Origin of the sequence: Streptomyces sp. NPDC097107, assembly GCF_044762405.1 — a bacterium.
GTDB classification, from domain to species: domain Bacteria; phylum Actinomycetota; class Actinomycetes; order Streptomycetales; family Streptomycetaceae; genus Streptomyces; species Streptomyces thinghirensis.
Window position 1 is genome coordinate 605,794 of sequence record NZ_JBIWEF010000001.1, and the last position, 21,413, is coordinate 627,206.

Below are 21,413 nucleotides of genomic sequence, written 5' to 3' on the forward strand. Positions count from 1 at the left end.
TCCCCCCACGCCGTTTCCCCCCCCACATCGCCAAAAGGCACTTTCGCTCACCACAGAAAGCAGAAAACGGGGCATGGCAACACGTAGAGGATTTCTGGGTACCGCGTCGGCCGTCGGGGCGGCAACGCTCTTCACCGGCCAGCAGGCCTCCACCGCCTCGGCGGCGACCGCGGGAATCACCGCGACCGACGAGAAGGCGGCACGCGACGCGATACGCGCCGTCAACACGAGAATGCGCGCGAACTACGCGACCCTCAAGAGCGAACTGACGACGCAGCTCAGTCCGGTCGTCGTCGTCTCGAACAACGCGGTCGGCGGACGCTTCACCCTCATCAGCAATGGCAAGCAGGTCGAGACCGTCGACCCGGTCCCGGAGTACTTCGAGCTCGCCAAGTCGATCGCCCACGTTCCCCTGGGGATCTTTTCGGTGATCGCCGCCTACCTCAGCGACCAGGTCCCCAACATCCCCAACGCGGACCGCATCGACCCGCACGACCTGGACATGGTCGTCACCAAGGCACCGGGCGACAAGGGCTGGATCACCCCGCTGAACGCCTTCAAGACCACGCTCCAGACGGCGCACACGAAGCTCGGCACCGCGAATCTCCCCCTGGACCTGGAGAATTCCTGCGACAAGATCCTGAGTGAGGCCGTCAAGTTCATCGACGCGTCGGTCGCGGCCCAGTCGTTCGACATGGTGTCGTTCAACCGGTTCGCGGCCACCGTCTACCCGTCCATCCGCGTCAACATGACCTTCGCCGCCACCGCGCAGATCACCGGCATCGAAGGACTCATGAAGCGCTGGCGCACACTGATCGGCGAGAAGGCGTGGAGCGACCTCTACGTCACCGTGCTGTCGATCTGGACCACGGCCGAGCTGAACCAGGCGTCCATCATCATCCGCCGCACCATGAACCAGGCGAAGGTGGACACCCACCTGATCGACCTGCCGACCGTGGAGACCCCCTCGGACCCGGTCTTCGTGGCCCTGGACAACCTCGCCCGCATCGTCCAGGACAACGTCGCCGCCGAGATGGTCTTCAACACCGATCTCAAGGTCGCCGACGCCCTCAAGGGCAAGGAGGACCTGCTCTCCGACGAGATCCTCCAGCAGATCGGCGGAACGGCGCCCACCGCCAGGACCGCCGCCTTCGGTAAGGCGGCGGCGACGGCCGGCGCCTGCCCGATCACCGGTCGCACCGCGGCGGTGTGATCACCGGGCATCCCCCGCTTCCGGGGCGGGGGATGCCCCTCCGGGCTGCCCGGCAGCGTCCTCGCACTCGAACCACACCGTCTTGCCGCCCCCGGGCCCGGGGGCCACACCCCACTTGCCCACCACCGCGTCCAGCAGCACCAGCCCCCGCCCGCCTTCGGCGTCGTCGTCAGGCACCTCGCCGGCCAGGACCGGAAGTCGTGGACTGCCGTCCGCCACCTCCACCCGGACCCCGCCCCCGCCGGCCTGCCGCAGCAACAGCAGCGTGCAGCGGCGGTCCGGGACGTGGCGTACGACGTTGGCCAGCAGCTCGGTGACGCCGAGTTCGACGGCGTCGGCCAGCTCGGTGAGGTCCCAGTCGCGCAGGTACGAGCGGACGATCCGCCGGACGTGCCGCGCCGAGTGGGCGCCGGCGGTGAAGCTCATCCGGTACTGATCCGGGCGGTGGCCCACGAGGACCGAGGGAAAGTATTCGTTCACGGCACGAGCCTGACGTCGGACGACTACCGTGGGCTACGGAACGGATACAACCGGTCCCGCGGTGGACCGAGTCGGCGCGAGAGGGGCTCTCCGCATGACCCACGTCAACGTCCTCGACCCGGGCGCCTCGCCGCTCGACTACTACGGCTTCGAGCTGCGCCGCCATCGGGAAGCGGCCGGGCTGACCCAGCGCCAGCTCGGCGACATCGTCAACTACACCGGCTCGCTGGTCGGCCAGATCGAGACGGCGCGGAAGCTGCCGACGCCGGAGTTCAGCGAGCGTGTCGACGCGGCGCTGGGGACGGGCGGGTTGCTGTCGCGGCTGGTCGCGCTGGTGATGCGCAGCCAGCAACCGGCGTGGTTTCAACAGGTGGCCGAGTTGGAGGTGCGAGCCACTGAGATCTACTCATTCGATACGCACATGATCCATGGCCTCCTGCAAACCAGGGCGTACGCGCGTGCCGTCCTGGGGGCGCTGGACCAGAGCAGACTCGACGACCGCACCGCCGTCCGGGTCGCGCGCCAGAAGATCTTCGAGAAGGAGAAGGTGCCGATCTTCTGGGCTGTGCTCAGCGAGTCCGCGCTGTACCAGGAGATGGGCGACCGGAGGACCATGCGGGAGCAACTCGCCCACTTGTTGGCCTTTGAGGACAACCCGCGGATCAACATTCAGATCCTGCCCTTCTCGGCGGGAGCGCACGCGGGGCTGCAAGGCTCGTTCGACGTCTACCGCTTCGCGGACGACCCGCCCATCATCTACACCGAGGGCTACGGCAGCGGGCACCCGACCGCCAATCCGGACACCGTCGTGGACTGCTCACTCCGATACGATCATCTCCAGGCATCCGCACTCTCCCTCAGAGATTCGGCGGAGCTGATCCGGCGCTTGATGGAGGAACGCTATGGAGAGCAACACGCTTCTGACGGGGGCCCAGTGGCGTAAGTCCAGCTATAGCGGCGACCAAGGCGGCCAGTGCGTCGAGTGCGCGCCGCTCGGCCCGCTGGCGTGGCGCAAGTCCTCGTACAGCGGCGACCAGGGCGGCGACTGCCTCGAAGTCGCCGAACTCCCCCGTCACACCACCGTCGCCGTCCGCGACTCCAAGACCCCGGCGGGACCGGTCCTCACCCTCGCCCCCGCCGCCTTCGCGGCCTTCGTCGGCTGGGCCTCCGCCGGGACGCGATGACCGCGCCGCCGGCGCTGCCGCTCAGCCGGTGACCAGCGTTTTTGCGCCAACCATGCGCCGGCCTCTGCAACGTGTGATCTCTGTGTGTCTAAAGTGTGCGGGCCTCAAGGCACTTGGATCAGGCCGATCCCCTGACACACGACCGCGGCGGGCAGTCATCACCCCTGCCCGGCCGAGGCCGGGTCGGGCACGGTCCCGGGCTCGGTGACGGCCGCCCTCCGCCCGAGAGGGAGCCGGCCCACGGCTGACGAAATGGTGCGCGCGGCGCAGCAGTTCATCAACACCACCTATGACAACGGCGCCAAGCTGGGCATATCGAAGCTCGACGAGAACGGCCAGACCAGCTGGACCGTCATGTACGCCCTCACCCGTGCCCTCCAGTACGAACTCGGCATATCCGGCCTGTCGAACAACTTCGGCCCCGGGACACTCTCCACACTCCATGCGCTGCTTCCCCATCTACCAGACCTTCGGCCGGGGCGCGGCCGACTTCAGCTACCCCCTGGGGCGCGCCGCGGGCCAGGCCGCGATCAACGCAGCCCTCGACCACGGGTTCAAATCGGGGACCAGGATTGCTTCGAGCGGACCGTCACCGCGCACGACGACCTGATCACCGAGCTGTCCAACCGGCACAACATGCGCAAGGCGCTCATCCAGACGACCGCCTACTGGGAGATGCGGCACATCTCCCCGGACGACGAGTTGGCCTGGGCCGCCGTCATCACGGCGTTCAACACGACCAGGCAGTACATCAGGGACACCTCCACCGGCATCGCCAAGCAGCGGGCGGTCACCCTCATCGGCGCCTGGAACCACGCGCTCGACAAGGGCTACGGGTCGGGTCAGCCGCGCCGGGACGTGTCGGTCGACGAGGACAAGTACAACGCGTGGAAGCAGGCGTACGACAGCGAGACGTACGCCCTCACCAGCGTCGCGCTGATCCACCGCTGGGACATCGACGGCAAGCCCGGCGGCGACGACGACTCACCGGCCCTGCGCCAGCCGACCCTGGGATACACGGACCAGGAGATCTACGAGGTCCTGCGCCGGTACCAGGGCCCCGGTGACGTCGCCTATGAGGAAGCCAAGAAGAGAATGGGGCTCTACTACGTGATGGAGAAGTACAACTCCATCTCACGCAACCTCTGACAGGAGTACGGCACATGTCAGGCGACGAGCCCTACACCGAGCACGTGGGGGCCATCCTGGTCCTGCTGATCCTGGCCGGTCTCATCACCGTGGTGTGGCTGACGGTCCGTGTGATCACCGGCCTGGTGCGCTCCCGCAGGAACGGCGCGACGCTCCTCGGCCCGGCGGCCGTACTGGCATGGGACGCGGCGGTCGGCATGTACACCTGGGGGCTTCTTCACCTGCTCTTCTTCGACGACCACGCCCAGGCCCAGGCCTGCGAGAAGGCCGTCGAGGGCAAGGTCGCCGGGTACGAACCGACCTTCGTGCCACTGCACTTCGGCTGCCGGGCCGGTGACGGGCGGGTGGTCGAGGCGGTCATCCCGTCCTACGTCAACCCCGCGACCGTACTGCTCGGAATCTGCGCTCTCGTCCTGACCTGGCTCGTCATCGCACACCACAAGAAGGGCACCCACACGTGACCACCCCTCTGTCCCGCCGCCACATACTGCGCCGTGCCGCCTTCCTGGCCGCGGGCACCGTTGTCGGCACTCAACTGCTCTCCTCGCCCGCCCTGGCGCGACCCGAGGGCCCGGAGCCCGAAAAGCTCCGTGCTGGTCCACGTGATCCGCCGCTTCCACTACGAGATCGACGAACTGCGCCGGGACGACGTGACCGGCTGGCGCCACCCCTCGAAGGTGCGCAAGGGCATGGCCGAGTCGAACCAGGCGTCCGGTACGGCGGTGCAGGTCCGGCCCGGCTCCTACCCGTCCGGAGTGCGAGGCGGCTACTTCCCACAGCAGTTGGCGGTGGTCCGGGACATCCTCGCCGAGTGCGAGGGCGTGGTTCGCTGGGGCGGCGACGACAAGCACCCGGACGAAGCGCTGTTCTACATCGACGTCGAGCCCGGCGACGGCAGGCTGCCGGAGCTGGCGGAGAAGATCGCCGACTGGGACTGGACTCCCGGCAAGGGCGCTGGTTCCGGCTCCGCCTGACGACAGGCCCTGGCGGAATGATCCGGCCGGGACCCGGTCAACGTTTCTGTTCGAATTATCGTCTTCGCACGTGCCCCCGCCGTGCACCCCGATGACGCCGAACGGAAACCCCGACCGTGGTCCCTGCCGCACTGACGACCGTCCCCCGCCCCGAACGGCGCCGGGAGAGACGCCCGGGCGATGTCCTGCGCGCCTTCGGGCACCGGCATCGCGTGCCCCTGCTCGCCACGCTGCCCACCATCCCGCTCTACGCGGTGTGGTGGGTCTTTCTCGCCACCGGCGGGGGCGACCTCGCCGCGCAGGAGGCATGGGCCGACTTCGTCTCGCGGCACGGCGCATCGGCGTACGGGCTGTTCTGGTACGGCGGGACGCACACCGTCAACTACAGCGTGATCTCGCCGTACCTGATGGCCGCACTCGGTGTGCGCACGGTCACCGTGGTGTCCGGGCTGGCCGCCTCCTGGCTGGCGGCCGTGCTGATCATGCGGACCGGAGTGCGCAGGCCGCTGTGGCCCGCCCTGCTCGCCTCCCTCGCCCTGTGGTGCAACGCCGCCTCGGGCCGTACTACCTTCGCGCTCGGCGTCGCCTTCGGGCTGGCCGCCTGCGTGGTGCTGGTCCGGGAGCGGCGGCTCGGCCTCGCCGCCGGGTACGCGGCCCTGGCCACCATGGCGTCACCGGTGGCCGGGCTGTACCTGGCGGTCGTGGGGGCCGGGCACCTGCTCGTACGGGACCGGTGGCGCGCCCTGGTCCTCCTCGTGCCGCCCGCCGCGGTCGTCGGGCTGACCACGCTGCTGTTCCCCTTCACCGGCGAGCAGCCGATGCCGGCGGCCCGAATATGGCCGCCGGTCGTGCTCGGCCTCGCCGTCACCGCGCTGGCCCCGCGTACCTGGCGGGTCGCCCGGTGGAGCGGGGCCGTGTACGCGGCCGGCACCGTACTGACGTACCTCATAGCCTCCTCCGTCGGCACGAACGTCGAGCGGTTCGCCGAGTACTTCGCACCCCCAGTGCTGCTCGCGGCCCTGCTCAGCACGGACCGGACACGGCGGATCGCTCGCGATCTGCTGATCGTCGCCCTCGTCTTCTCCGTCGGATGGACGGGGAAGAAGACCGCCGACGATCTGAAGGAGTACACCGTGGTGCCGGCCTGGGCCACCGAGACGGACGGCGTCGTGCGGGCACTGGACGGGCTCGGGGCCGACCGCACGCGGGTGGAGGCCGTACCGGCCCGCGACCACCGCGAGGCGGCCGGGCTCGCGCCGCACGTCAATCTGGCCCGTGGCTGGAACCGGCAGCTCGACGTGGAACGCGCCCGCCTCTTCTACGACGGCACCTTCTCCGCGGCCACCTACCGGGAGTGGCTGGACCGCTGGGCGGTCGGCTTCGTCGTCCTGCCGCTCGGCAAGCCGGACGGGCCCGCCAGGGAGGAGGCACGGCTCGTACGGGACGACGGCCTGCGGCCCGAGTGGCTGGAGCCCGTCTGGCAGGACGAGCACTGGCGGGTGTACCGGGTGCGGGACGCCGTACCGCTCGTCTCCGAGCCCGGCACCGTCGTGACGACCACCAGCGCCGACCTGGTGCTCCGCGTGGACCGGCCCGGCCCGGTGACCGTGCGGGTCGCCTGGTCGCCGTGGCTGCGGGCCGACGGCGGGTGCCTCACCCAGGACGGCGAGTTCACCCGCCTGACCGTCGACGCGCCGGGCGAGTACCGGATCAGCGGCCGGTACGGTCCTTCGCCGGGGCCGGCGGGTCGCTGCTGATCCCCTCGGCGGGCGGGGCGTTGTCCTCGGCCGGGGGCGGGGCGGGGGCGGGGATGGCGTTCGCGGCCGGGAGGATGTCCTTGGCCGGGGCGGTGTCCTCGGCCGGGGTGCCCTTGGCCCGGGCGGTGTCCTTGGCCGGGGCGGTGCCCTTGTCCGGGGCGGTGTCCTCGGCCGGGGCGGTGTCCTCGGCCGGGGCGGTGCCCTCGGCCGGGGCGGTGCCCTTGGTCCCGGTCGCGGTGGCCATCCGCGCCCTCGGCCCCTGGAACAGGTACGCCAGGCCGAAGCCCGCCACGACCACGGCCGCGCCGCCCACCGCGTCCAGGATCCAGTGGTTGCCGGTCGCCACGATCGCCGCGACGGTGAAGAGGGGGTGGAGGAGGCCGAGGGCCTTCATCCACATCTTCGGAGCGACGATCGCGATCGCCAGCCCGCACCACAGCGACCAGCCGAAGTGCAGCGACGGCATCGCCGCGTACTGGTTGGTGAGGGCCGTCAGCGTGCCGTAGTCGGGCTTCGAGAAGTCCTGCACCCCGTGGACGGTGTCGATGATCCCGTACCCCGGCATCAGACGCGGCGGCGCCAGCGGGTAGAGCCAGAAACCGACCAGGGCCAGCAGTGTGGCGAAGCCGAGGGACGCGCGGGCCCAGCGGTAGTCGACCGGGCGGCGCCAGTACAGGACGCCGAGGACGGCCAGCGGGACGATGAAGTGGAACGACGTGTAGTAGAAGTCGAAGAAGTCCCGCAGCCAGCCGATCCTCACCACCGCGTGGTTGATCGCGTGCTCGATGTCGATGTGCAGGAAGCGTTCGATGTCGAGGATCTGCCGGCCGTGCTCCTCCGCCCGGGCCCGGCCCGCCGAGTTGCTGCCGCCGGTCGCCGCGAGGCGGACCTGGGAGTAGGCGGCGTAGGTGACCCGGATGAGGAGAAGCTCCAGAAGGAGGTTGGGGCGGGTGCGGACCCGGCGCAGGAACGGCAGCAGGGGAACGTGCTTGAAGCGGGCCGGGACCGGGGGCGCGTAGCTCGTCGGGACCGGCGTGTCGAAGTACGGCGAGGTGCGGGACAGGAACGGCACGGCGACGGCGGCGGCCAGCGCCGCGAGGAGTACGACGTTGTCGCGCAGGGGGTACAGGGCCGCCATGTTCGGCAGGATCATCTTCGCGGGCAGCGTCATCACCAGGACGACGGCGACCGGCCACACCAGCCGGTCGGAGGCGCGCTTGCCGACCCGGCCGACGAGCGCGGGCAGCACCCACAGCAGCTGGTGCTGCCAGGTGGCCGGCGACACCACGACCGCCGCGCAGCCGGTGATGGCGACCGCGAGCAGCAGCTGGCCGTCGCGTGCGTAGCGCACGGCCCGGCGCAGGGCGAGGACGGCGACGGCCGCGCCGAGCAGGAGGAAGAGGGCGGTCTCCAGGGGCCCGGAGAAGCCGAGTCGCAGCAGGACGCCGTGCAGCGACTGGTTGGCGAGGTCGTCGGCCTCGCCGCCCAGGCCCACACCGGCCATGTGGTGCACCCAGTAGGTGTAGGAGTCCTGCGCCATGGCCGCCCAGGCGACGGCGGTGCAGGCGAGGAACGTGACACCGGTGGACACGGCGGCCCGTCCGCGGTCGGTGAACCACAGCAGGGGGACGAAGAGGAGCACGGTCGGCTGGAAGGCGGCGGCGACGCCGATCAGCGCGCCGCCGATCCGGTCGCCGTGTTCGCCGCGGACGGCGAAGCAGCCCAGCAGGACGAGGAGGACCGGGATGATGCTGGTCTGGCCGAGCCACAGCGCGTTGCGCACCGGCAGCGACACCATCAGCAGGCTGACGGCCACGGGCGCCGCCAGCAGTGCCGTACGGCGGCCCACCGGCTTCGGCAGGGCACGGGCGGCGACCAGGCCGAGGGCCACGACGAGCAGCAGCGAGCCGAAGGTCCAGCCCCAGCCGAGCGCCTGTTCGGCGGCGCGGGTGAACGGCTTGAGGACCAGGCCGACGAAGGGCGTGCCGGTGAACTGCGTGGACTCGTAGAGGGACCCCTCCACGTGCAGGACGCCGTGCTCGCCGACCCAGGTCTCCAGGTCCGTCAGGCGTTCCCCGCTCGGGGTGGAGAGGACCGTGGCCAGCTGCCGTACGGCGAGGACGGCGGCGACCAGCCACAAACCGAGGCGCGCGACCCGCAGCCGTGCTCTGGTCGCTTCGACGGCCGGGCCTCCGAAGGCCTCCCCCGGTCGCCCACTGTGCTCCGCATTAGCCACGCCTCGTCGGCCTCCGCCCCGTTCGTACCGCGCCCGTGTACGCGATGTGTTGTCCTTGCGAACCCTATGAGGCTCGCACCACCCCCGGGGGGAGACGCAGGCAACCCCCGTTCCACCTGACCGCCGCCCGCTTTTCGCCCCGTCTTTTCCCGACCGCCCGGCCGTTTGTTCGGACGACGATAGTGCGGGAGCGGTGTCGACGCCTCCCGCGGGAGCGAGAAGGATCACAGGTCACGAGGGAGGAGCGCGCTCCGTGGGGTGCGGATTTCCCTGCGTGCACGCCCTTTCCGTGCACTGTGCAACGAAAAGCATACCGGGCGTAAGCGGCGCATCAGCGCCTATGGTCGCTTTTCTGCCCGTGGCCGAGTGCCGCGGGCTTCTTTCCGGCCCGGCGACAGCGCCGCCGTGCGGGTCGTGGCGTCCCCGTCCCCGTCGAAAGGTAGGCGAGCGAAGCTTTGTCGGCTGCCCACGTCGCCACTCACCCGTCCCGCACGCCCCCCGCGCCCCCGTCACGCGCCGCCGGCGCACCCACCGTCACCGACCCCGCGCTCGTCAGGCGTGCCGTGAAGGCGGCGGCGCTCGGCAACGCGATGGAGTGGTTCGACTTCGGCGTCTACAGCTACATCGCCGTGACGCTGGGCAAGGTCTTCTTCCCGTCGGGCAACCCGACCGCCCAGCTGCTCTCCACGTTCGGCGCCTTCGCGGCGGCGTTCCTGGTCCGCCCGCTCGGCGGCATGGTCTTCGGGCCGCTCGGCGACCGGGTCGGACGGCAGAAGGTCCTCGCCCTCACGATGATCATGATGGCGGCGGGTACGTTCGCCATCGGGCTCATCCCCTCGTACGCGACGATCGGCGTCTGGGCGCCGGTCCTGCTGCTTCTCGCGCGGCTGGTGCAGGGGTTCTCCACCGGGGGCGAGTACGCGGGCGCGTCCACCTTCATCGCCGAGTACGCGCCGGACAAGCGGCGCGGGTTCCTGGGGAGCTGGCTGGAGTTCGGCACGCTGGCCGGGTACATCGGCGGTGCGGGTCTGGTGACCCTGATGACGGCGCTGCTGTCCGACGGCGACCTGACGTCCTGGGGTTGGCGGATTCCCTTCCTGATCGCCGGGCCGATGGGCATCATCGGGCTGTATCTGCGGATGCGGCTGGAGGAGACGCCGGCGTTCGCCGCCGAACTCGACAAGGCGGAGGCCACGCGGCCGAAGGTACCGCTGCGGGACATGATCACCGGTCAGTGGCGGGCGCTGCTGCTCTGCGTCGGCCTGGTGCTGGTCTTCAACGTCACCGACTACATGCTGCTGTCGTACATGCCGAGCTACCTGACGAGCGAGCTGAAGTACGACGAGACGCACGGCCTGCTGGTCGTACTGGCCGTGATGGCCCTGATGATGGTCGTCCAGCCGTTCGCCGGCGCGCTGACCGACCGGGTCGGCCGGCGGCCGGTGATCGCGGCGGGCTGCGCGGGCTTCCTGCTCCTCTCCGTCCCCGCGCTGCTGCTGATCCGCGAGGGCAGCCTGCTGGCGGTGGGGCTGGGCATGGCCGCGCTCGGACTGCTGCTGGTCTGCTTCACCGCGTCGATGCCGTCCGCGCTGCCGGCGCTGTTCCCGACGCGGGTGCGGTACGGCTCGCTGTCGATCGGCTTCAACGTGTCCGTGTCCCTGTTCGGCGGGACGACTCCGCTGGTGGTGACGGCGCTGATCGGGGCGACGGGCGACATGATGATGCCCGCGTACTACATGATGGCCGCGGCCGTGATCGGCGGCGTCGCGGTGTGGTTCATGTCGGAGTCCGCCGGACGCCCACTGCCCGGCTCGGCACCGGCGGCCGACGGGCGTTAGGCGCCGGTCCACCACGTGCACTGGCTCGTCGTGTCGCGGCAGGCCCGGGCGAGCGGCGTCGGCCGTGAACTGATGCGGGACGCGATGCGCAGGTGGGTGCGGGGGCCGGCCGACATCGAGGTGGTCACCTTCGGTGCCGCCCACCCCGGCGCTGCGGAGAGCGGCGCACGCGTCTTCTACGAGCGTCTCGGCTTCACCCCCGCCGAAACCCTCGCCCCGGGTCCGGAAGGCGGCCCCCGCCAGCTCTTCCGCCGCGCCGTCGGCTGAAATCACCCTGCCCCGGCAGGCCGCCCGGCTATCTTCGTTAGCACACCTACTTAGAAAAGCTAACGACGCACACGGGAGGCCCCGCCATGAGCGACTCGCAGCTCTGGGACGACGTCGACGCCTACTTCACCACCCACCTCGCACCCGGCGACGAGGCCCTGGAGGCGGCCCTGCGGGAGAGCGACGCCGCCGGGCTGCCGCAGGTGAACGTCACCGCCGCCCAGGGCAAGTTCCTCCAGCTCCTCGCCCGGATCCAGGGCGCCCGCAGCATCCTGGAGATCGGCACCCTCGGCGGCTACAGCACCATCTGGCTGGCCCGCGCGCTGCCCGCCGACGGCCGCCTGGTCACCCTGGAGTACAGCGCCCGGCACGCCGAGGTCGCCACCCGCAACATCGCCCGCGCCGGCCTCGACGCCCTCGTCGACGTACGCGTGGGTCCCGCCCTGGAGTCGCTGCCGAAGCTCGCCGACGACAACCCGCCGCCCTTCGACCTGGTCTTCATCGACGCCGACAAGGGCAACAACCCCCACTACCTGGAGTGGGCCCTGAAACTGACCAGCACCGGCAGCCTGATCGTCGTCGACAACGTGGTGCGCGGCGGCCGCGTGGCCGACGCCGGCGACACCGCCGACGACGTACGCGGCACCCGCGCCGCCATCGAGCTGATCGGCAGCCACCCGCGGCTCAGCGGTACGGCCGTCCAGACGGTCGGCAGCAAGGGGTACGACGGGTTCGCGCTGGCCCGGGTGCTGGCCTGAAGGCCGGCCCGAGGACGAGCGCGGGATCTCACACCTCGTGGTAGAAGCCCACGTTGACGCTGCGCGGCTCAGCGCGGTCCTGGATCACTATCTCGCCGCTGCCGCCCCTCGGCAGCGGCACGGTGCCGCCGTAGGCCAGGGGCCGCGCGTGTCCGCCGACGGTGAGCCGGACCTCGCAGGAGGGGTCCGGCTGCGAGCCCCGCAGCCAGGTCAGCTGCCACGTGCCGTCGGGACCGCACCGGAACTCGAGATGGACCCGGGAGACGAAGAGCCAGTCGTCCGGCGTCGACAGCCGGCACCCGGACTTGTCCCGGCCGACCCGCAGCACCGCGCCGGGCTCGCTGGGCGCGTCGGCCATCTGCAGGCCGGCCGTCGCACCCGCGTCGGCCGCGGTGACGGCGGCCATGGTGAGTTCGAGCACGTGCGCTCCTTCGCAGACCTCATGACGTCCGTCGTTGGCTGTCGCCGCCGAATGATAGATCGGCCAGTGGCGCGGTGTCCGGCACAATGGGGTCATGACCGAGCGAAAGCCACCCGGCGTCGACTTCGAGTCCTGGGTCGACAAACAGATTCGTGACGCGGACGCGCGCGGCGAGTTCGCGGAACTGCCCGGCGCGGGCAAGCCCCTGCCGAGCGAGTTGGACAGCGCCTACGACGAACTGTGGTGGGTCAAGCGGAAGATGGCCCGCGAGGGCTTCTCCGTGCTGCCGCCCACCCTGGCCCTGCGCAAGGAGGCGGAGGACGCCCTGGAGGCGGCGGCGAACGCCCCGTCGGAGCCGGTGGTCCGCCGCATCGTCGAGGAGATCAACGTCAAGATCCGCGACATGATGTTCAAGCCACCACCCGGCCCCCCGCTGGGACTGAAGCCCTACGACGTCGAAGAGGTCGTACGGCAGTGGCGGGAGCGCCGGGCGGAGCGGTGACGCCCGTGGTTCACAGGCGCATCAGACGGTCCGCCAGCTCACGGTAGTCCCGCAGGGCCAGGCGGAGTTGTTCGGTGTCGGTGCTCGTGGCGCGGTCGTCGCCGCCGGTGTCCTGCCAGGACGCGCGCAGCGTACGGCGGCGGTGCGTCACGGCGTCCGTGAAGCGGGCGGTGATCTCCTCCAGGACGCGGTCGGCCTCCTCGACCGAGGCACGCGGCGCGTCGACGAAGTCGGCCACCGCGTGCTGGAGCCGCTGCCCGAGCTTGTCCCACTCCTCGGGCGGGAGGAGCGTGCCCCCGTGGGCGGCCTGGGTGGTGGTGCCTTCGTGCCGGGCCGGGGACGTGGTGCTCTCGTGCCGGGCCGGGGTGGTGGTGCTCTCGTGCCGGGCCGGGGTGGTGGTGTCCAGCACGGGGGTGGTCTCGGCGCGGGTGCCTGCGGCGTGGTCGGCGCGAGCGGCTGGAGCCGGGTACGCCTCGTCCGTCCGGCCGGTGCCCAGGGCCGTCTCGCCGTGGGTGTCGGGTGTCTGCCTGTCCCGCTCGGCGGGGATGCCGCCGGGCTGCCGGGTCGCATCGGACATGTGCCTCAACTCTCCTTCGGCTGGCGCTTGCTGAACGACCAGGAGTGGTGCGGACGGGTGTGGGCGGTCGCGGATCCGTCGCCGCCCGTTCCGGCCCGGTGGCGGCCGGCGTCGTGACGGTCCGGGCGTACCAGGTCCTCGAACAGCGCACGGGCCTCGACCATGGACTCGCGCATCTCTTCCGTCCCCGCGCCGCTGTCCTGCGCGCCGTCCACTCGCGCGTGCGTCACGCGGTGCACGCGCCGGTAGCCGTCGACGTGGTGGGCGTGGTGCACGGACAGCGCCGCGAGCTGTTCCTCGTACTGCCCGCCGTCCGGGAAGCCCCGGGCGCCGGCCAGCTCCGCGAGCAGCCGGTCCGCATCGCCGACCGCCTCGCGCGGAGAGTCGACGAAGCGCTCCTGGGCCGCGGTCCAGCGCGCCTCGAAGCTCTCGCGCTCGGCCGGGTCCAGCGGCCTCTGATGCAGTGACCCGTGCCGTTCCACGCGCTCGGCGAGTTCGCGCTCGGCGGCCTTGGTGTCGCCGTCGTGCCGGGCCAGGGCCCGGTCGTATTCGGGCCCGAAGCGCCGCTTCAGGCTTCCGCCGTGCTGGGGGCCCCGCGCGCGCAGGGCCAGTACGGCCGCGACAACGAGCACGGCCGCCACGATCACGATCAAAGCGATGATCACGCCTGTGGACATGAGTGCCTTCCGGGTTCTCGGCCCTACCGGCTCTCCGAACGGGCCGGTTCGCTGTTCGTGTTGCCCCGGACTCCGGCCTCAAACGGCTCACAGCGCGCGCGGAGGGCGCAGCGGTGCGAAAATACGCTTGCACACGGGGCCGGTCCTCTCCCGACAACGCCGGTCATGACCTGGACCGTCGCCCCGGAACCGTACGACTCCCCCGTCGCCGCCGCCCTTTGGCGCGCGTACTGCACGGAGGTCAGCGACCGCTATTACCTGCTGCACGAGGGCCGTCCCACCGACCCCGGCGAGCTGGAGCGGGAGATCGCCGCGCACTCCGGCGCCGGCCTCGTGCCGCCCCGGGGGCTGTTGCTGGTCGCGCGGTACGGGGGCGAACCGGTCGGCACCTCGGGCGTACGGCTGCGGGACGACGCCACCGCCGAGCTGACCCGGGTGTACCTGCACGAGCGGATGCGCGGCCGGGGCGGCGCCGCGCTGCTCGTACGGGCCGCCGAGGACGCGGCACGGGCGCTCGGCGCCTCGCGGATGGTCCTCGACACGCGCGGCGATCTCGTCGAGGCCCGCGCCCTGTACGCCCGGCTCGGCTACACGGAGACCGAGGCGTACAAGGAGGACCCGTACGCCGAGCACTGGTTCGTGAAGCGGCTCCCGCACGCCGCGTGACCGGGTTCAGCCCGTGCATAATCTCTGGAGTTCGCGAGGGGAGTCGCGAGGGGGAGGGACGAACGCGTGGAACAGCAGAAGGAGCCGCCGCAGGAGCCGCGGAAGCGGCCCCGGGGGCACTCGTGCCCGGAGTGCGGAACGCCCAGGGAGGCGGACAACACGCCCGCCTGCGCCTGCGGGTCACGGGCGTCCGAAGCCCTGCGCGACGCGCGTACGGCACAGGTGGCAGCGGCGGAGGACTTCGATCCACTGCGCATACGGCCGTACGTCGAGTTGGACGGCGGTGCCGGGGAGCCGGGCACGCCCGAGGCACCCGGGACGCGCGGGACGGTGGCTCCTTCGAGGGCCTCCTCGTCCGGAGCGCCCGCGTCCGGAGCGCCCTCCTCCGAGCCGGTGCCCGCGGCGGCCCACGCCGAGTCCGCGTCCCCGTCCCCGTCCGCGTCCCCGTCCCCTTCCCCGTCCGCGCCGCCCTCCCCGCCCGACCCGGACGCCACCATGACGTTGCGCGCCGTCGGCACCGAGCCGCCCGGCGCGACCACGGAGACGACCTCCACCCTGCCCACGCCCCTGGCGCCCTCGGCCGGCCCGCCCAGCGCCCACGACCTGCGCCTGTTCGAGACCTCGGCCGGCTCGTCCGCCGCCCCCTTCGCGCCCGGGGAGCCCTCGGGGCCCGTGGGGCCCGTGGGGCCCGTGGGGCCCGTGGGGCCCGTGGGGCCCGGTGCGGACGTCACCGGCGGACGCCCGCCGCGCAAACGGCGACGGAGCGTGCTGTTGAGTGCCGCGGGGGCGGTCGTGGTCGTGGTGGGCGCGGCCGGGTACGCGAGCGGCCTGTTCTCCTACGAGACACCCTCCCGGGACGGGGCGCTGCCGGACGAGGTGCGGGCGGGCGTCCCGGCCCCGTCGACCAGTGAGGCCTCCCCGGCCCCCGAGCCGAGCGCACCGTCGGCCCCCGAGACCTCCGCGTCGCCGTCCCCGTCCGCCTCCGCGTCCCCCAGTGCCAGTGTGTCGCCCTCCCCGTCCCCGTCCCCGTCGGCGTCAAGCGCCTCGCCCACGCCGTCCCGGTCGGCCGAGCCGACGCGGAGCACGACGACCGCACCGGCCGACGGCCCCGCACAGGAATCCGAGGACGAGGACCGCGTACCCGACGGAGGCGGCACGCTGCAGCGCGGTGACCGCGGACCCGAGGTCGTCGAGCTCCAGCAGCGTCTGGCCCAGCTGCATCTCTACACCGGCGACACCAACGGCGACTACGACCGCCGGGTCGAGGACGCGGTCCGCACCTACCAGTGGGCCCGCGGCATCCGCGACGACGCGCTCGGCGTCTACGGGCAGGACACCCGGGGCCGGCTGGAGTCGGAGACGCGGGAGCCGTAGGCGGCATTCACGGGCGCGTACGCCAGGAGGGCGCAGTCCGCCAGGCCGTCACGCCCCGCCCCGACCGCCCAGCCCACCAGGCCGTCACGGCCCACCAGGACCGCCCAGCCCACCAGGCCGTCACGCCCCACCAGGACGTCACAACCCGCCAGGACCGCACAGCCCACCAAGCCATCGCGCCCCACCAGGAGCGCGCTGCCGCCAGGCCGTCACGCCCCGCCAGGACGTCACAACCCGCCAGGGCGTCACCGCGTCGGCCCGCCCCGCGCCGGCCGTCCGGCCGTCAGCCGATGTGCAGCCGCAGCGTCCCGTCCGCGCCGGCCTCCACGCGTACCCGCGTCAGGTCCTCCACGACCACGTCGGGCCCGTGGACACCGGCCCGCGGGCCCACGCCCACGACCCGCATCCCGGCGGCGCGCGCGGCCATGATGCCGGCGCCGGAGTCCTCGAAGGCGATGCAGTCGCCGGGCGCGACGCCCAGCTCGGCGGCGCCCTTGAGGAAGCCCTCGGGGTCGGGCTTGCTGGCGCCGACCGACTCGGCGGTGACCCGGACGTCCGGCTGGGCGAGCCCGGCGGCGGCCATCCGCGCGGTGGACAGCGGCACGTCGGCGGAGGTCACCAGGGCGTGCGGCAGCCCGTGCAGCGCGGCGAGGAACTCCGACGCGCCGGGGATCGCGACGACACCCTCGGTGTCGGCGGTCTCCTCGGCGAGCATGCGGGCGTTGTCGGCGTGGTTCTGCTCCATGGGCCGGTCCGGCAGCAGCAGTGCCATCGAGGCGTAGCCCTGCCGTCCGTGGACGACCTTCATGACCTCGTCGCCGTCCAGCCCGTGCCGGTCGGCCCAGCGCCGCCAGACGCGCTCGACGGCGGCATCCGAGTTGACGAGGGTGCCGTCCATGTCCAGCAGCAGGGCGCGGGCGGTGAGAACGGTGGTGGCGGTGGCCGTCATCGGCAGACTCCAAGACGCGGGGAGGAAACAAGGCGGCCCCCGCCCGCCGGTCAGGGAGAACGGGCGGGAGCCACTTTGTTTCTCTACGGTACAAAACGGGTCGGGGATTGCGCCACCGCCCCGCCGGAACGTTCACGAACCGTTCAGCCGGCGACCGCCTCCCACAGGCTCCACACCCCGAGGCCCAGCATGAGCAGCGCGGCGACCTTTGTGATCAGCGCCAGCGGCACCCGCTTCATCAGGGCCTTTCCGCCGACGATGCCGAGCCCGGCCACCGCCCACAGGGCGAGCACCGCGCCGAGGCCGACGGAGAGCGGGTCGTCGTAGCGGGCCGCGAGGTTCGCGGTCATGATCTGCGTGAGATCGCCGAACTCGGCGACCAGGATGAGCATGAATCCCGCCCCGGAGACCCTCCAGAAGGACTGGTCCTCGGGCTTGCGGATCTCCTCGTCCTCGTCGTCCTTCTTCATCATCAGCACGGCGGCGCCGCCCAGGAACAGCACGCCGGTGATCGCGTGCACGATCTGCTGCGGCAGCAGGGTCAGCACGCTGCCGGCCGCGACCGCGAGCACGACGTGCAGCAGGAAGGCGGCGGCCACGCCGGCGAACACGTACGAGGCCCGGTAACGGGTGCCGAGGACGAGGCCGGCGAGCGCGGTCTTGTCCGGCAGTTCGGCGAGGAAGACGACGCCGAAGACGACTGCCGTCACGGTCAGGCTGATCAAGGGATCCTCTATCGGTCGGGGCCGCCCCACCGAGAGTGCTGGTCCTGCGCTGCGGACACCTCGGCACGGCAGCACACGGTCGCCCCCGCCGGACGGCACGGGCGTGCACTGCTTGCCGAAGGTCTCGCTGGCCGGCCCCGCGTACGAGGCCTGCCTCCGGGCGCCGGCTCAGGCGAGCTGAGCAGTGTGTCGACGGTCCGGCGAAGAGCTACTCCCCTTCTGCGCCGTCCATAGTACGCGAGCCCGCCGGCGGGGCCGAGGGGCCGAAAGTCCCGGGACGCTCCGTCACGAGTGCCGCCGTACCCATAGACGCGCCATGCACACGTCATTAACTTCTTACCGACCGCACACCTGTGCGCCATACGGCGTCGCGAGCATTCCCCTGCCCGCGTCCCAACACCCCCACACTCCACAGGAGTTCGCATGCCGAAGTTCTACGCGCGTCGACGGCTCGGTGTCCTCGCCGCGTTCACCGGACTCATAGCCTCCGCCGGGCTCCTCAACGGCCCGGCCGCCTCCGCCGCCCTCCCCACCCCGGTCAGCGCCGCCACCGCCCGCTCCTACCTCGCCTCCCTCACCGTGGAGACCGAGAGCCGCACCGGCTACGACCGCGACCTCTTCCCGCACTGGATCACGCAGTCCGGCACCTGCAACACCCGCGAGACCGTCCTCAAGCGCGACGGCTCGGGCGTCGTCACCGACTCCTCCTGCGCCGCCACCAGGGGCAGCTGGTACTCCCCCTACGACGGCGCCACCTGGTCCGCCGCCTCCGACGTCGACATCGACCACCTCGTCCCGCTCGCCGAGGCCTGGGACTCCGGCGCCGGCTCCTGGAGCACCTCCCGGCGCCAGTCCTTCGCCAACGACCTGACCCGTCCCCAGCTCCTCGCGGTCACCGACAACGTCAACCAGTCCAAGGGCGACCAGGACCCGGCCACCTGGATGCCCTCGCGCAGCGCCTACCGCTGCACTTACGTCCGCGCCTGGGTACAGGTGAAGTACTACTACGACCTCTCGGTCGACTCCGCCGAGAAGTCGGCGCTCCAGAACAACCTCGCGAACTGCTGACGCCCCGTCCATCACGTGTTCGGCGCGGAGCCTCCCCGCCGGCCTCCGTCGTTCCGTACCGTACGGGGCGACGGAGGAGGGGATCACCATGGCCGGACTGCGCCTGGGACCACTGTTGAGATACACCGACGGCTCGTCGGCGACCATCTGGGTCGAGACGGACCGGCCCTGCACCACCGAGGTGCGCTGTGCCGACGGCTCCCGCGGCACGACCCGCACCTTCCAGGTCGCGGGCCACCACTACGCCCTGGTCCCGGTGACCGGCCTGACACCCGGCACGGCGACCGAGTACGAGGTGCTCCTGGACGGCGCCCGCGCATGGCCGCCGCCCGACTCGCCGTTCCCTCCCTCGGTGATCGCCACGCCCCCGGCGGACGAGGGCATGCGCATCGCCTTCGGCTCCTGCCGCTGGGCATCGCCGCCGGCCGGCGAGAAGGACCCGGTGGGCCCGGACGCGTTGGACACCCTCTCCGCCCGTATCGCGGCCGACCCGGAGGGCACCCGCCCCGACGTGCTGCTCCTGCTCGGCGACCAGGTGTACGCCGACGAGGTCTCCGACGCCACACGCCGCTGGATCGCGGGCCGCCGCGACCTGGCGGAGCCTCCCGGCGAACAGATCGCGGACTACGAGGAGTACACCCGCCTCTACGACGAGTCGTGGAGCGACCCCAAGGTGCGCTGGCTGCTGTCGACCGTACCCAGCTGCATGATCTTCGACGACCACGACGTCATAGACGACTGGAACACCTCCGCCGCCTGGCTCGCCGACATGCGGGCCACGGACTGGTGGCGTGAGCGGTTGCTGAGCGGGCTGATGTCCTACTGGGTGTACCAGCAGCTGGGCAACCTCTCACCGGACGAGCTGGCCGCCGATCCCCTCTACGCAGCCGTCCACGAAACCCCTGACGGCACCGACGTGCTCCGTGCGTTCGCCGCGCGGGCCGACACCGACCCGGCCTCCGTCCGCTGGAGCTACCGGCGCGACTTCGGCCGCGTACGGCTGGTGATGGTGGACTCCCGCGCGGCCCGCGTCCTCGAGGAGGACCGCCGCACGATGCTCGAGCCGGGCGAGGCCGCCTGGCTGCGCGAACAGGTCATGGAGGAACGCGACTCCTACGACCACCTCCTGATCGGCACCTCCCTGCCCTGGCTGCTGCCCCACCTCGTGCACGACGTGGAGGCGTGGAGCGCCGCGATGTGCGTCGGCGAACGGGGCGCGCGCTGGGCACGGCTCGGGGAGCGGATCAGGCGCGGGGCCGACCTGGAGCACTGGTCGGCCTTCCCGGCCTCCTTCGACTCCCTCGCGGACCTGATCGCCGAGGCCGGTACGGGGCCCGGGGCGCCCGCGACCGTGAGCGTGCTGTCGGGCGACGTCCACCACGCCTACGTGGCCGAGCCGTCCTGGCCCGGCCGCGCGCCCGACGCCACGGTGGCCCAGCTGACCTGTTCCCCCGTCCACAACTCCGTGCCGCTCTCCATCCGTCTCGGCTTCCGCTTCGGCTGGAGCGCCCCGGCGCGTGCCCTCGGGCGGCGCATCGCCCGGCACGGACGCTGCGGGCCGCCGGCGGTCGGCTGGCGCAAGACCGGCGGGCCCTGGTTCGGCAATCAGCTCATGACGCTCACCCTGCGGGGGAGATCGGCCCGGCTGCGCCTGGAGCAGGCGCGGGCGGAGCGCGACGGGACGACCGCCCTGCGGACGGTCACGGACAGGGAGCTGGCGTAGGCGGGAGGCGGAGCCGGGTATGAATCAAGTCACACCGGCGGGCTTCGCCGCCTGAATGGGAGCGCTCCCACCTGCGATGGCCGCCGCGTCAGCGGGGTGACCATGCGCCAAGCCATGGCCAAATGTTGAACTTGCAAGTACTCATTAGGCTCACCTAACGTGGGCGGCCCACTCGGTTTCGTCCCCCACCGGCCCCGTCGGGCCGGCCCGACCGAAGGAGCTCCCCCCACATGTCCGGACGCCTCGACAGCGCCCAGCCCTACGCCCTCGGCCTGTTCCGCATCGTCGTCGGCCTCCTCTTCACCTGCCACGGCGCCGCCTCCCTCTTCGGCGTCCTCGGCGGCACGTCGGGAAGCGGCGGCACGATCGAGCCCGGCACCTGGCCGGGCTGGTACGCGGCCGTGATCCAGTTGGTCGGCGGCGGCCTCGTGATGCTCGGCCTCGGCACCCGCGCCGCCGCGGTCGTCTCCTCGGGCTCCATGGCCTACGCGTACTTCAAGGTGCACCAGCCGGGCGCCCTGTGGCCGATGGAGAACGGCGGCGAGGCCTCCGCCATGTTCTGCTGGGCCTTCCTGCTGCTGGCCTTCACCGGCTCCGGCGCCTTCGGCCTGGACCGGCTGTTCGCCCGGCGCACGTCCGAGCAGGAGAAGGCCGCCACCGAGAGGCAGACACCGGTCGCGGCCTGATCCGAACCGGAGCGGCGCCTTTCCCTGAACCGGGGGGCGCCGCTCACACCCTCCACCTGCGCCCGGACGACCGCGGGGGCGCGGGGGCGCGGGGGCGCGGGGGCGCGGGGGCCGAGGCCGGGCATCGGGCGTGAACGCCCCCTCGCGAGTGAACGCTCCGTGGCGAACACACGAGGCCCCTGTGAACCT

At 71.9% G+C, this 21,413-nt stretch carries 22 protein-coding genes and 2 pseudogenes; 17 read left to right on the forward strand and 7 right to left on the reverse strand.

Annotated elements, in window-relative coordinates; all coding sequences use genetic code 11:
• The first annotated feature begins 73 nt into the window (after nucleotides 1–73).
• Nucleotides 74–1,213 (forward strand): hypothetical protein, encoded by a 1,140-nt coding sequence (locus tag ACIQ1J_RS02825; RefSeq protein WP_403553506.1) that lies wholly within the window; start codon nucleotides 74–76, stop codon nucleotides 1,211–1,213.
• On the opposite strand, the gene ACIQ1J_RS02830 is transcribed toward ACIQ1J_RS02825, so the two are convergent.
• The gene (locus ACIQ1J_RS02830; protein ID WP_403553508.1) at nucleotides 1,214–1,693 is read right to left on the reverse strand and encodes an ATP-binding protein; all 480 of its coding nucleotides are present in this window, start codon (nucleotides 1,691–1,693) and stop codon (nucleotides 1,214–1,216) included. It abuts the gene before it with no gap.
• A gap of 94 nt (nucleotides 1,694–1,787) precedes the next feature.
• On the opposite strand from ACIQ1J_RS02830, the gene ACIQ1J_RS02835 reads away from it, so the two are divergent.
• From ACIQ1J_RS02835 to ACIQ1J_RS02865, 7 genes and pseudogenes are all read left to right on the forward strand, one after another.
• Nucleotides 1,788–2,636, forward strand: a complete 849-nt coding sequence (locus ACIQ1J_RS02835) for a helix-turn-helix domain-containing protein (protein WP_403553510.1) — start codon at nucleotides 1,788–1,790, stop codon at nucleotides 2,634–2,636.
• On the forward strand, nucleotides 2,596–2,877 hold the full coding sequence (locus ACIQ1J_RS02840) for a DUF397 domain-containing protein (RefSeq protein WP_403553512.1): 282 nt from the start codon (nucleotides 2,596–2,598) through the stop codon (nucleotides 2,875–2,877). The genes ACIQ1J_RS02835 and ACIQ1J_RS02840 overlap by 41 nt, the downstream gene beginning before the upstream one ends.
• A 252-nt stretch (nucleotides 2,878–3,129) precedes the next feature.
• Nucleotides 3,130–3,318: pseudogene (locus ACIQ1J_RS02845) on the forward strand (hypothetical protein); the annotation flags it as partial.
• Nucleotide 3,319: 1 nt separating this feature from the next.
• Entirely contained in the window at nucleotides 3,320–3,487 is a 168-nt protein-coding gene (locus tag ACIQ1J_RS02850; protein WP_403553809.1) for a glycoside hydrolase domain-containing protein, read from the forward strand.
• Between the two features lie 553 nt (nucleotides 3,488–4,040).
• A complete protein-coding gene (locus ACIQ1J_RS02855) occupies nucleotides 4,041–4,487 on the forward strand; it encodes a hypothetical protein (protein WP_403553514.1) in 447 nt (148 codons plus the stop codon).
• 129 nt (nucleotides 4,488–4,616) lie between these two features.
• Nucleotides 4,617–5,000 carry a hypothetical protein gene (locus ACIQ1J_RS02860; RefSeq protein ID WP_403553516.1) on the forward strand — a complete coding sequence of 128 codons (384 nt, stop codon included), beginning with the start codon at nucleotides 4,617–4,619 and terminating at the stop codon, nucleotides 4,998–5,000.
• Between the two features lie 116 nt (nucleotides 5,001–5,116).
• On the forward strand, nucleotides 5,117–6,757 hold the full coding sequence (locus ACIQ1J_RS02865) for a hypothetical protein (RefSeq protein ID WP_403553518.1): 1,641 nt from the start codon (nucleotides 5,117–5,119) through the stop codon (nucleotides 6,755–6,757).
• On the opposite strand, the gene ACIQ1J_RS02870 is transcribed toward ACIQ1J_RS02865, so the two are convergent.
• Nucleotides 6,711–8,993, reverse strand: a complete 2,283-nt coding sequence (locus ACIQ1J_RS02870; protein WP_403553520.1) for a bifunctional glycosyltransferase 87/phosphatase PAP2 family protein — start codon at nucleotides 8,991–8,993, stop codon at nucleotides 6,711–6,713. The two genes, ACIQ1J_RS02865 and ACIQ1J_RS02870, sit on opposite strands and share 47 nt — an antisense overlap.
• Nucleotides 8,994–9,448: 455 nt before the next feature.
• Between ACIQ1J_RS02870 and proP the strand changes: the two genes are divergently transcribed.
• The 3 genes and pseudogenes from proP to ACIQ1J_RS02885 all read left to right on the forward strand — a co-directional run bounded on the left by proP (nucleotide 9,449) and on the right by ACIQ1J_RS02885 (nucleotide 11,856).
• Entirely contained in the window at nucleotides 9,449–10,831 is a 1,383-nt protein-coding gene (gene proP, locus ACIQ1J_RS02875; RefSeq protein ID WP_403553522.1) for a glycine betaine/L-proline transporter ProP, read from the forward strand.
• Nucleotides 10,832–11,098, forward strand: a pseudogene (locus ACIQ1J_RS02880) (GNAT family N-acetyltransferase); the annotation flags it as partial. It abuts the gene before it with no gap.
• A gap of 86 nt (nucleotides 11,099–11,184) precedes the next feature.
• Nucleotides 11,185–11,856 carry an O-methyltransferase gene (locus ACIQ1J_RS02885; RefSeq protein WP_210958641.1) on the forward strand — a complete coding sequence of 224 codons (672 nt, stop codon included), beginning with the start codon at nucleotides 11,185–11,187 and terminating at the stop codon, nucleotides 11,854–11,856.
• 28 nt (nucleotides 11,857–11,884) lie between these two features.
• On the opposite strand, the gene ACIQ1J_RS02890 is transcribed toward ACIQ1J_RS02885, so the two are convergent.
• Complete coding sequence (locus ACIQ1J_RS02890) at nucleotides 11,885–12,277, reverse strand: hypothetical protein (RefSeq protein ID WP_403553524.1); 393 nt, start codon at nucleotides 12,275–12,277, stop codon at nucleotides 11,885–11,887.
• A 94-nt stretch (nucleotides 12,278–12,371) separates the two neighbouring features.
• Between ACIQ1J_RS02890 and ACIQ1J_RS02895 the strand changes: the two genes are divergently transcribed.
• Nucleotides 12,372–12,779, forward strand: a complete 408-nt coding sequence (locus ACIQ1J_RS02895) for a DUF1992 domain-containing protein (RefSeq protein ID WP_403553526.1) — start codon at nucleotides 12,372–12,374, stop codon at nucleotides 12,777–12,779.
• A 10-nt stretch (nucleotides 12,780–12,789) separates the two neighbouring features.
• Here ACIQ1J_RS02895 and ACIQ1J_RS02900 read toward each other — a convergent pair whose 3' ends face one another.
• Nucleotides 12,790–13,356: a hypothetical protein gene (locus ACIQ1J_RS02900; RefSeq protein WP_403553527.1), complete on the reverse strand. Its 567-nt coding sequence runs from the start codon at nucleotides 13,354–13,356 to the stop codon at nucleotides 12,790–12,792.
• Between the two features lie 5 nt (nucleotides 13,357–13,361).
• The gene (locus ACIQ1J_RS02905) at nucleotides 13,362–14,033 is read right to left on the reverse strand and encodes a hypothetical protein (RefSeq protein ID WP_403553529.1); all 672 of its coding nucleotides are present in this window, start codon (nucleotides 14,031–14,033) and stop codon (nucleotides 13,362–13,364) included.
• Nucleotides 14,034–14,198: 165 nt separating this feature from the next.
• Between ACIQ1J_RS02905 and ACIQ1J_RS02910 the strand changes: the two genes are divergently transcribed.
• Entirely contained in the window at nucleotides 14,199–14,699 is a 501-nt protein-coding gene (locus ACIQ1J_RS02910; RefSeq protein WP_403553531.1) for a GNAT family N-acetyltransferase, read from the forward strand.
• 66 nt (nucleotides 14,700–14,765) lie between these two features.
• The gene (locus ACIQ1J_RS02915; RefSeq protein WP_403553533.1) at nucleotides 14,766–16,073 is read left to right on the forward strand and encodes a peptidoglycan-binding protein; all 1,308 of its coding nucleotides are present in this window, start codon (nucleotides 14,766–14,768) and stop codon (nucleotides 16,071–16,073) included.
• A 283-nt stretch (nucleotides 16,074–16,356) separates the two neighbouring features.
• Here ACIQ1J_RS02915 and ACIQ1J_RS02920 read toward each other — a convergent pair whose 3' ends face one another.
• Together ACIQ1J_RS02920 and ACIQ1J_RS02925 are read right to left on the reverse strand one after the other, a co-directional pair.
• Entirely contained in the window at nucleotides 16,357–17,022 is a 666-nt protein-coding gene (locus ACIQ1J_RS02920; protein WP_403553535.1) for an HAD family hydrolase, read from the reverse strand.
• Between the two features lie 143 nt (nucleotides 17,023–17,165).
• On the reverse strand, nucleotides 17,166–17,747 hold the full coding sequence (locus ACIQ1J_RS02925; protein ID WP_403553537.1) for a TMEM165/GDT1 family protein: 582 nt from the start codon (nucleotides 17,745–17,747) through the stop codon (nucleotides 17,166–17,168).
• 423 nt (nucleotides 17,748–18,170) lie between these two features.
• On the opposite strand from ACIQ1J_RS02925, the gene ACIQ1J_RS02930 reads away from it, so the two are divergent.
• The 3 genes from ACIQ1J_RS02930 to ACIQ1J_RS02940 all read left to right on the forward strand — a co-directional run bounded on the left by ACIQ1J_RS02930 (nucleotide 18,171) and on the right by ACIQ1J_RS02940 (nucleotide 21,224).
• The gene (locus ACIQ1J_RS02930; protein ID WP_310873601.1) at nucleotides 18,171–18,815 is read left to right on the forward strand and encodes an HNH endonuclease family protein; all 645 of its coding nucleotides are present in this window, start codon (nucleotides 18,171–18,173) and stop codon (nucleotides 18,813–18,815) included.
• 88 nt (nucleotides 18,816–18,903) lie between these two features.
• A complete protein-coding gene (locus ACIQ1J_RS02935; protein ID WP_403553539.1) occupies nucleotides 18,904–20,538 on the forward strand; it encodes an alkaline phosphatase D family protein in 1,635 nt (544 codons plus the stop codon).
• A gap of 230 nt (nucleotides 20,539–20,768) precedes the next feature.
• Nucleotides 20,769–21,224, forward strand: a complete 456-nt coding sequence (locus ACIQ1J_RS02940; protein ID WP_403553541.1) for a DoxX family protein — start codon at nucleotides 20,769–20,771, stop codon at nucleotides 21,222–21,224.
• The last annotated feature ends 189 nt before the right edge of the window (nucleotides 21,225–21,413 follow it).

Bases quoted from the DNA above. Each gene is read 5' to 3' on its own strand.
- ACIQ1J_RS02835 (WP_403553510.1), top strand. From the start codon at position 1,788: ATGACCCACGTCAACGTCCTCGACCCGGGCGCCTCGCCGCTCGACTAC.
- ACIQ1J_RS02855 (WP_403553514.1), top strand. From the start codon at position 4,041: ATGTCAGGCGACGAGCCCTACACCGAGCACGTGGGGGCCATCCTGGTC.
- ACIQ1J_RS02840 (WP_403553512.1), top strand. From the start codon at position 2,596: ATGGAGAGCAACACGCTTCTGACGGGGGCCCAGTGGCGTAAGTCCAGC.
- ACIQ1J_RS02920 (WP_403553535.1), bottom strand. From the start codon at position 17,022: ATGACGGCCACCGCCACCACCGTTCTCACCGCCCGCGCCCTGCTGCTG.
- ACIQ1J_RS02935 (WP_403553539.1), top strand. From the start codon at position 18,904: ATGGCCGGACTGCGCCTGGGACCACTGTTGAGATACACCGACGGCTCG.
- ACIQ1J_RS02905 (WP_403553529.1), bottom strand. From the start codon at position 14,033: ATGTCCACAGGCGTGATCATCGCTTTGATCGTGATCGTGGCGGCCGTG.
- ACIQ1J_RS02825 (WP_403553506.1), top strand. From the start codon at position 74: ATGGCAACACGTAGAGGATTTCTGGGTACCGCGTCGGCCGTCGGGGCG.
- ACIQ1J_RS02930 (WP_310873601.1), top strand. From the start codon at position 18,171: ATGCCGAAGTTCTACGCGCGTCGACGGCTCGGTGTCCTCGCCGCGTTC.
- ACIQ1J_RS02885 (WP_210958641.1), top strand. From the start codon at position 11,185: ATGAGCGACTCGCAGCTCTGGGACGACGTCGACGCCTACTTCACCACC.
- ACIQ1J_RS02910 (WP_403553531.1), top strand. From the start codon at position 14,199: ATGACCTGGACCGTCGCCCCGGAACCGTACGACTCCCCCGTCGCCGCC.
- ACIQ1J_RS02895 (WP_403553526.1), top strand. From the start codon at position 12,372: ATGACCGAGCGAAAGCCACCCGGCGTCGACTTCGAGTCCTGGGTCGAC.
- ACIQ1J_RS02940 (WP_403553541.1), top strand. From the start codon at position 20,769: ATGTCCGGACGCCTCGACAGCGCCCAGCCCTACGCCCTCGGCCTGTTC.
- ACIQ1J_RS02850 (WP_403553809.1), top strand. From the start codon at position 3,320: ATGCGCTGCTTCCCCATCTACCAGACCTTCGGCCGGGGCGCGGCCGAC.
- ACIQ1J_RS02900 (WP_403553527.1), bottom strand. From the start codon at position 13,356: ATGTCCGATGCGACCCGGCAGCCCGGCGGCATCCCCGCCGAGCGGGAC.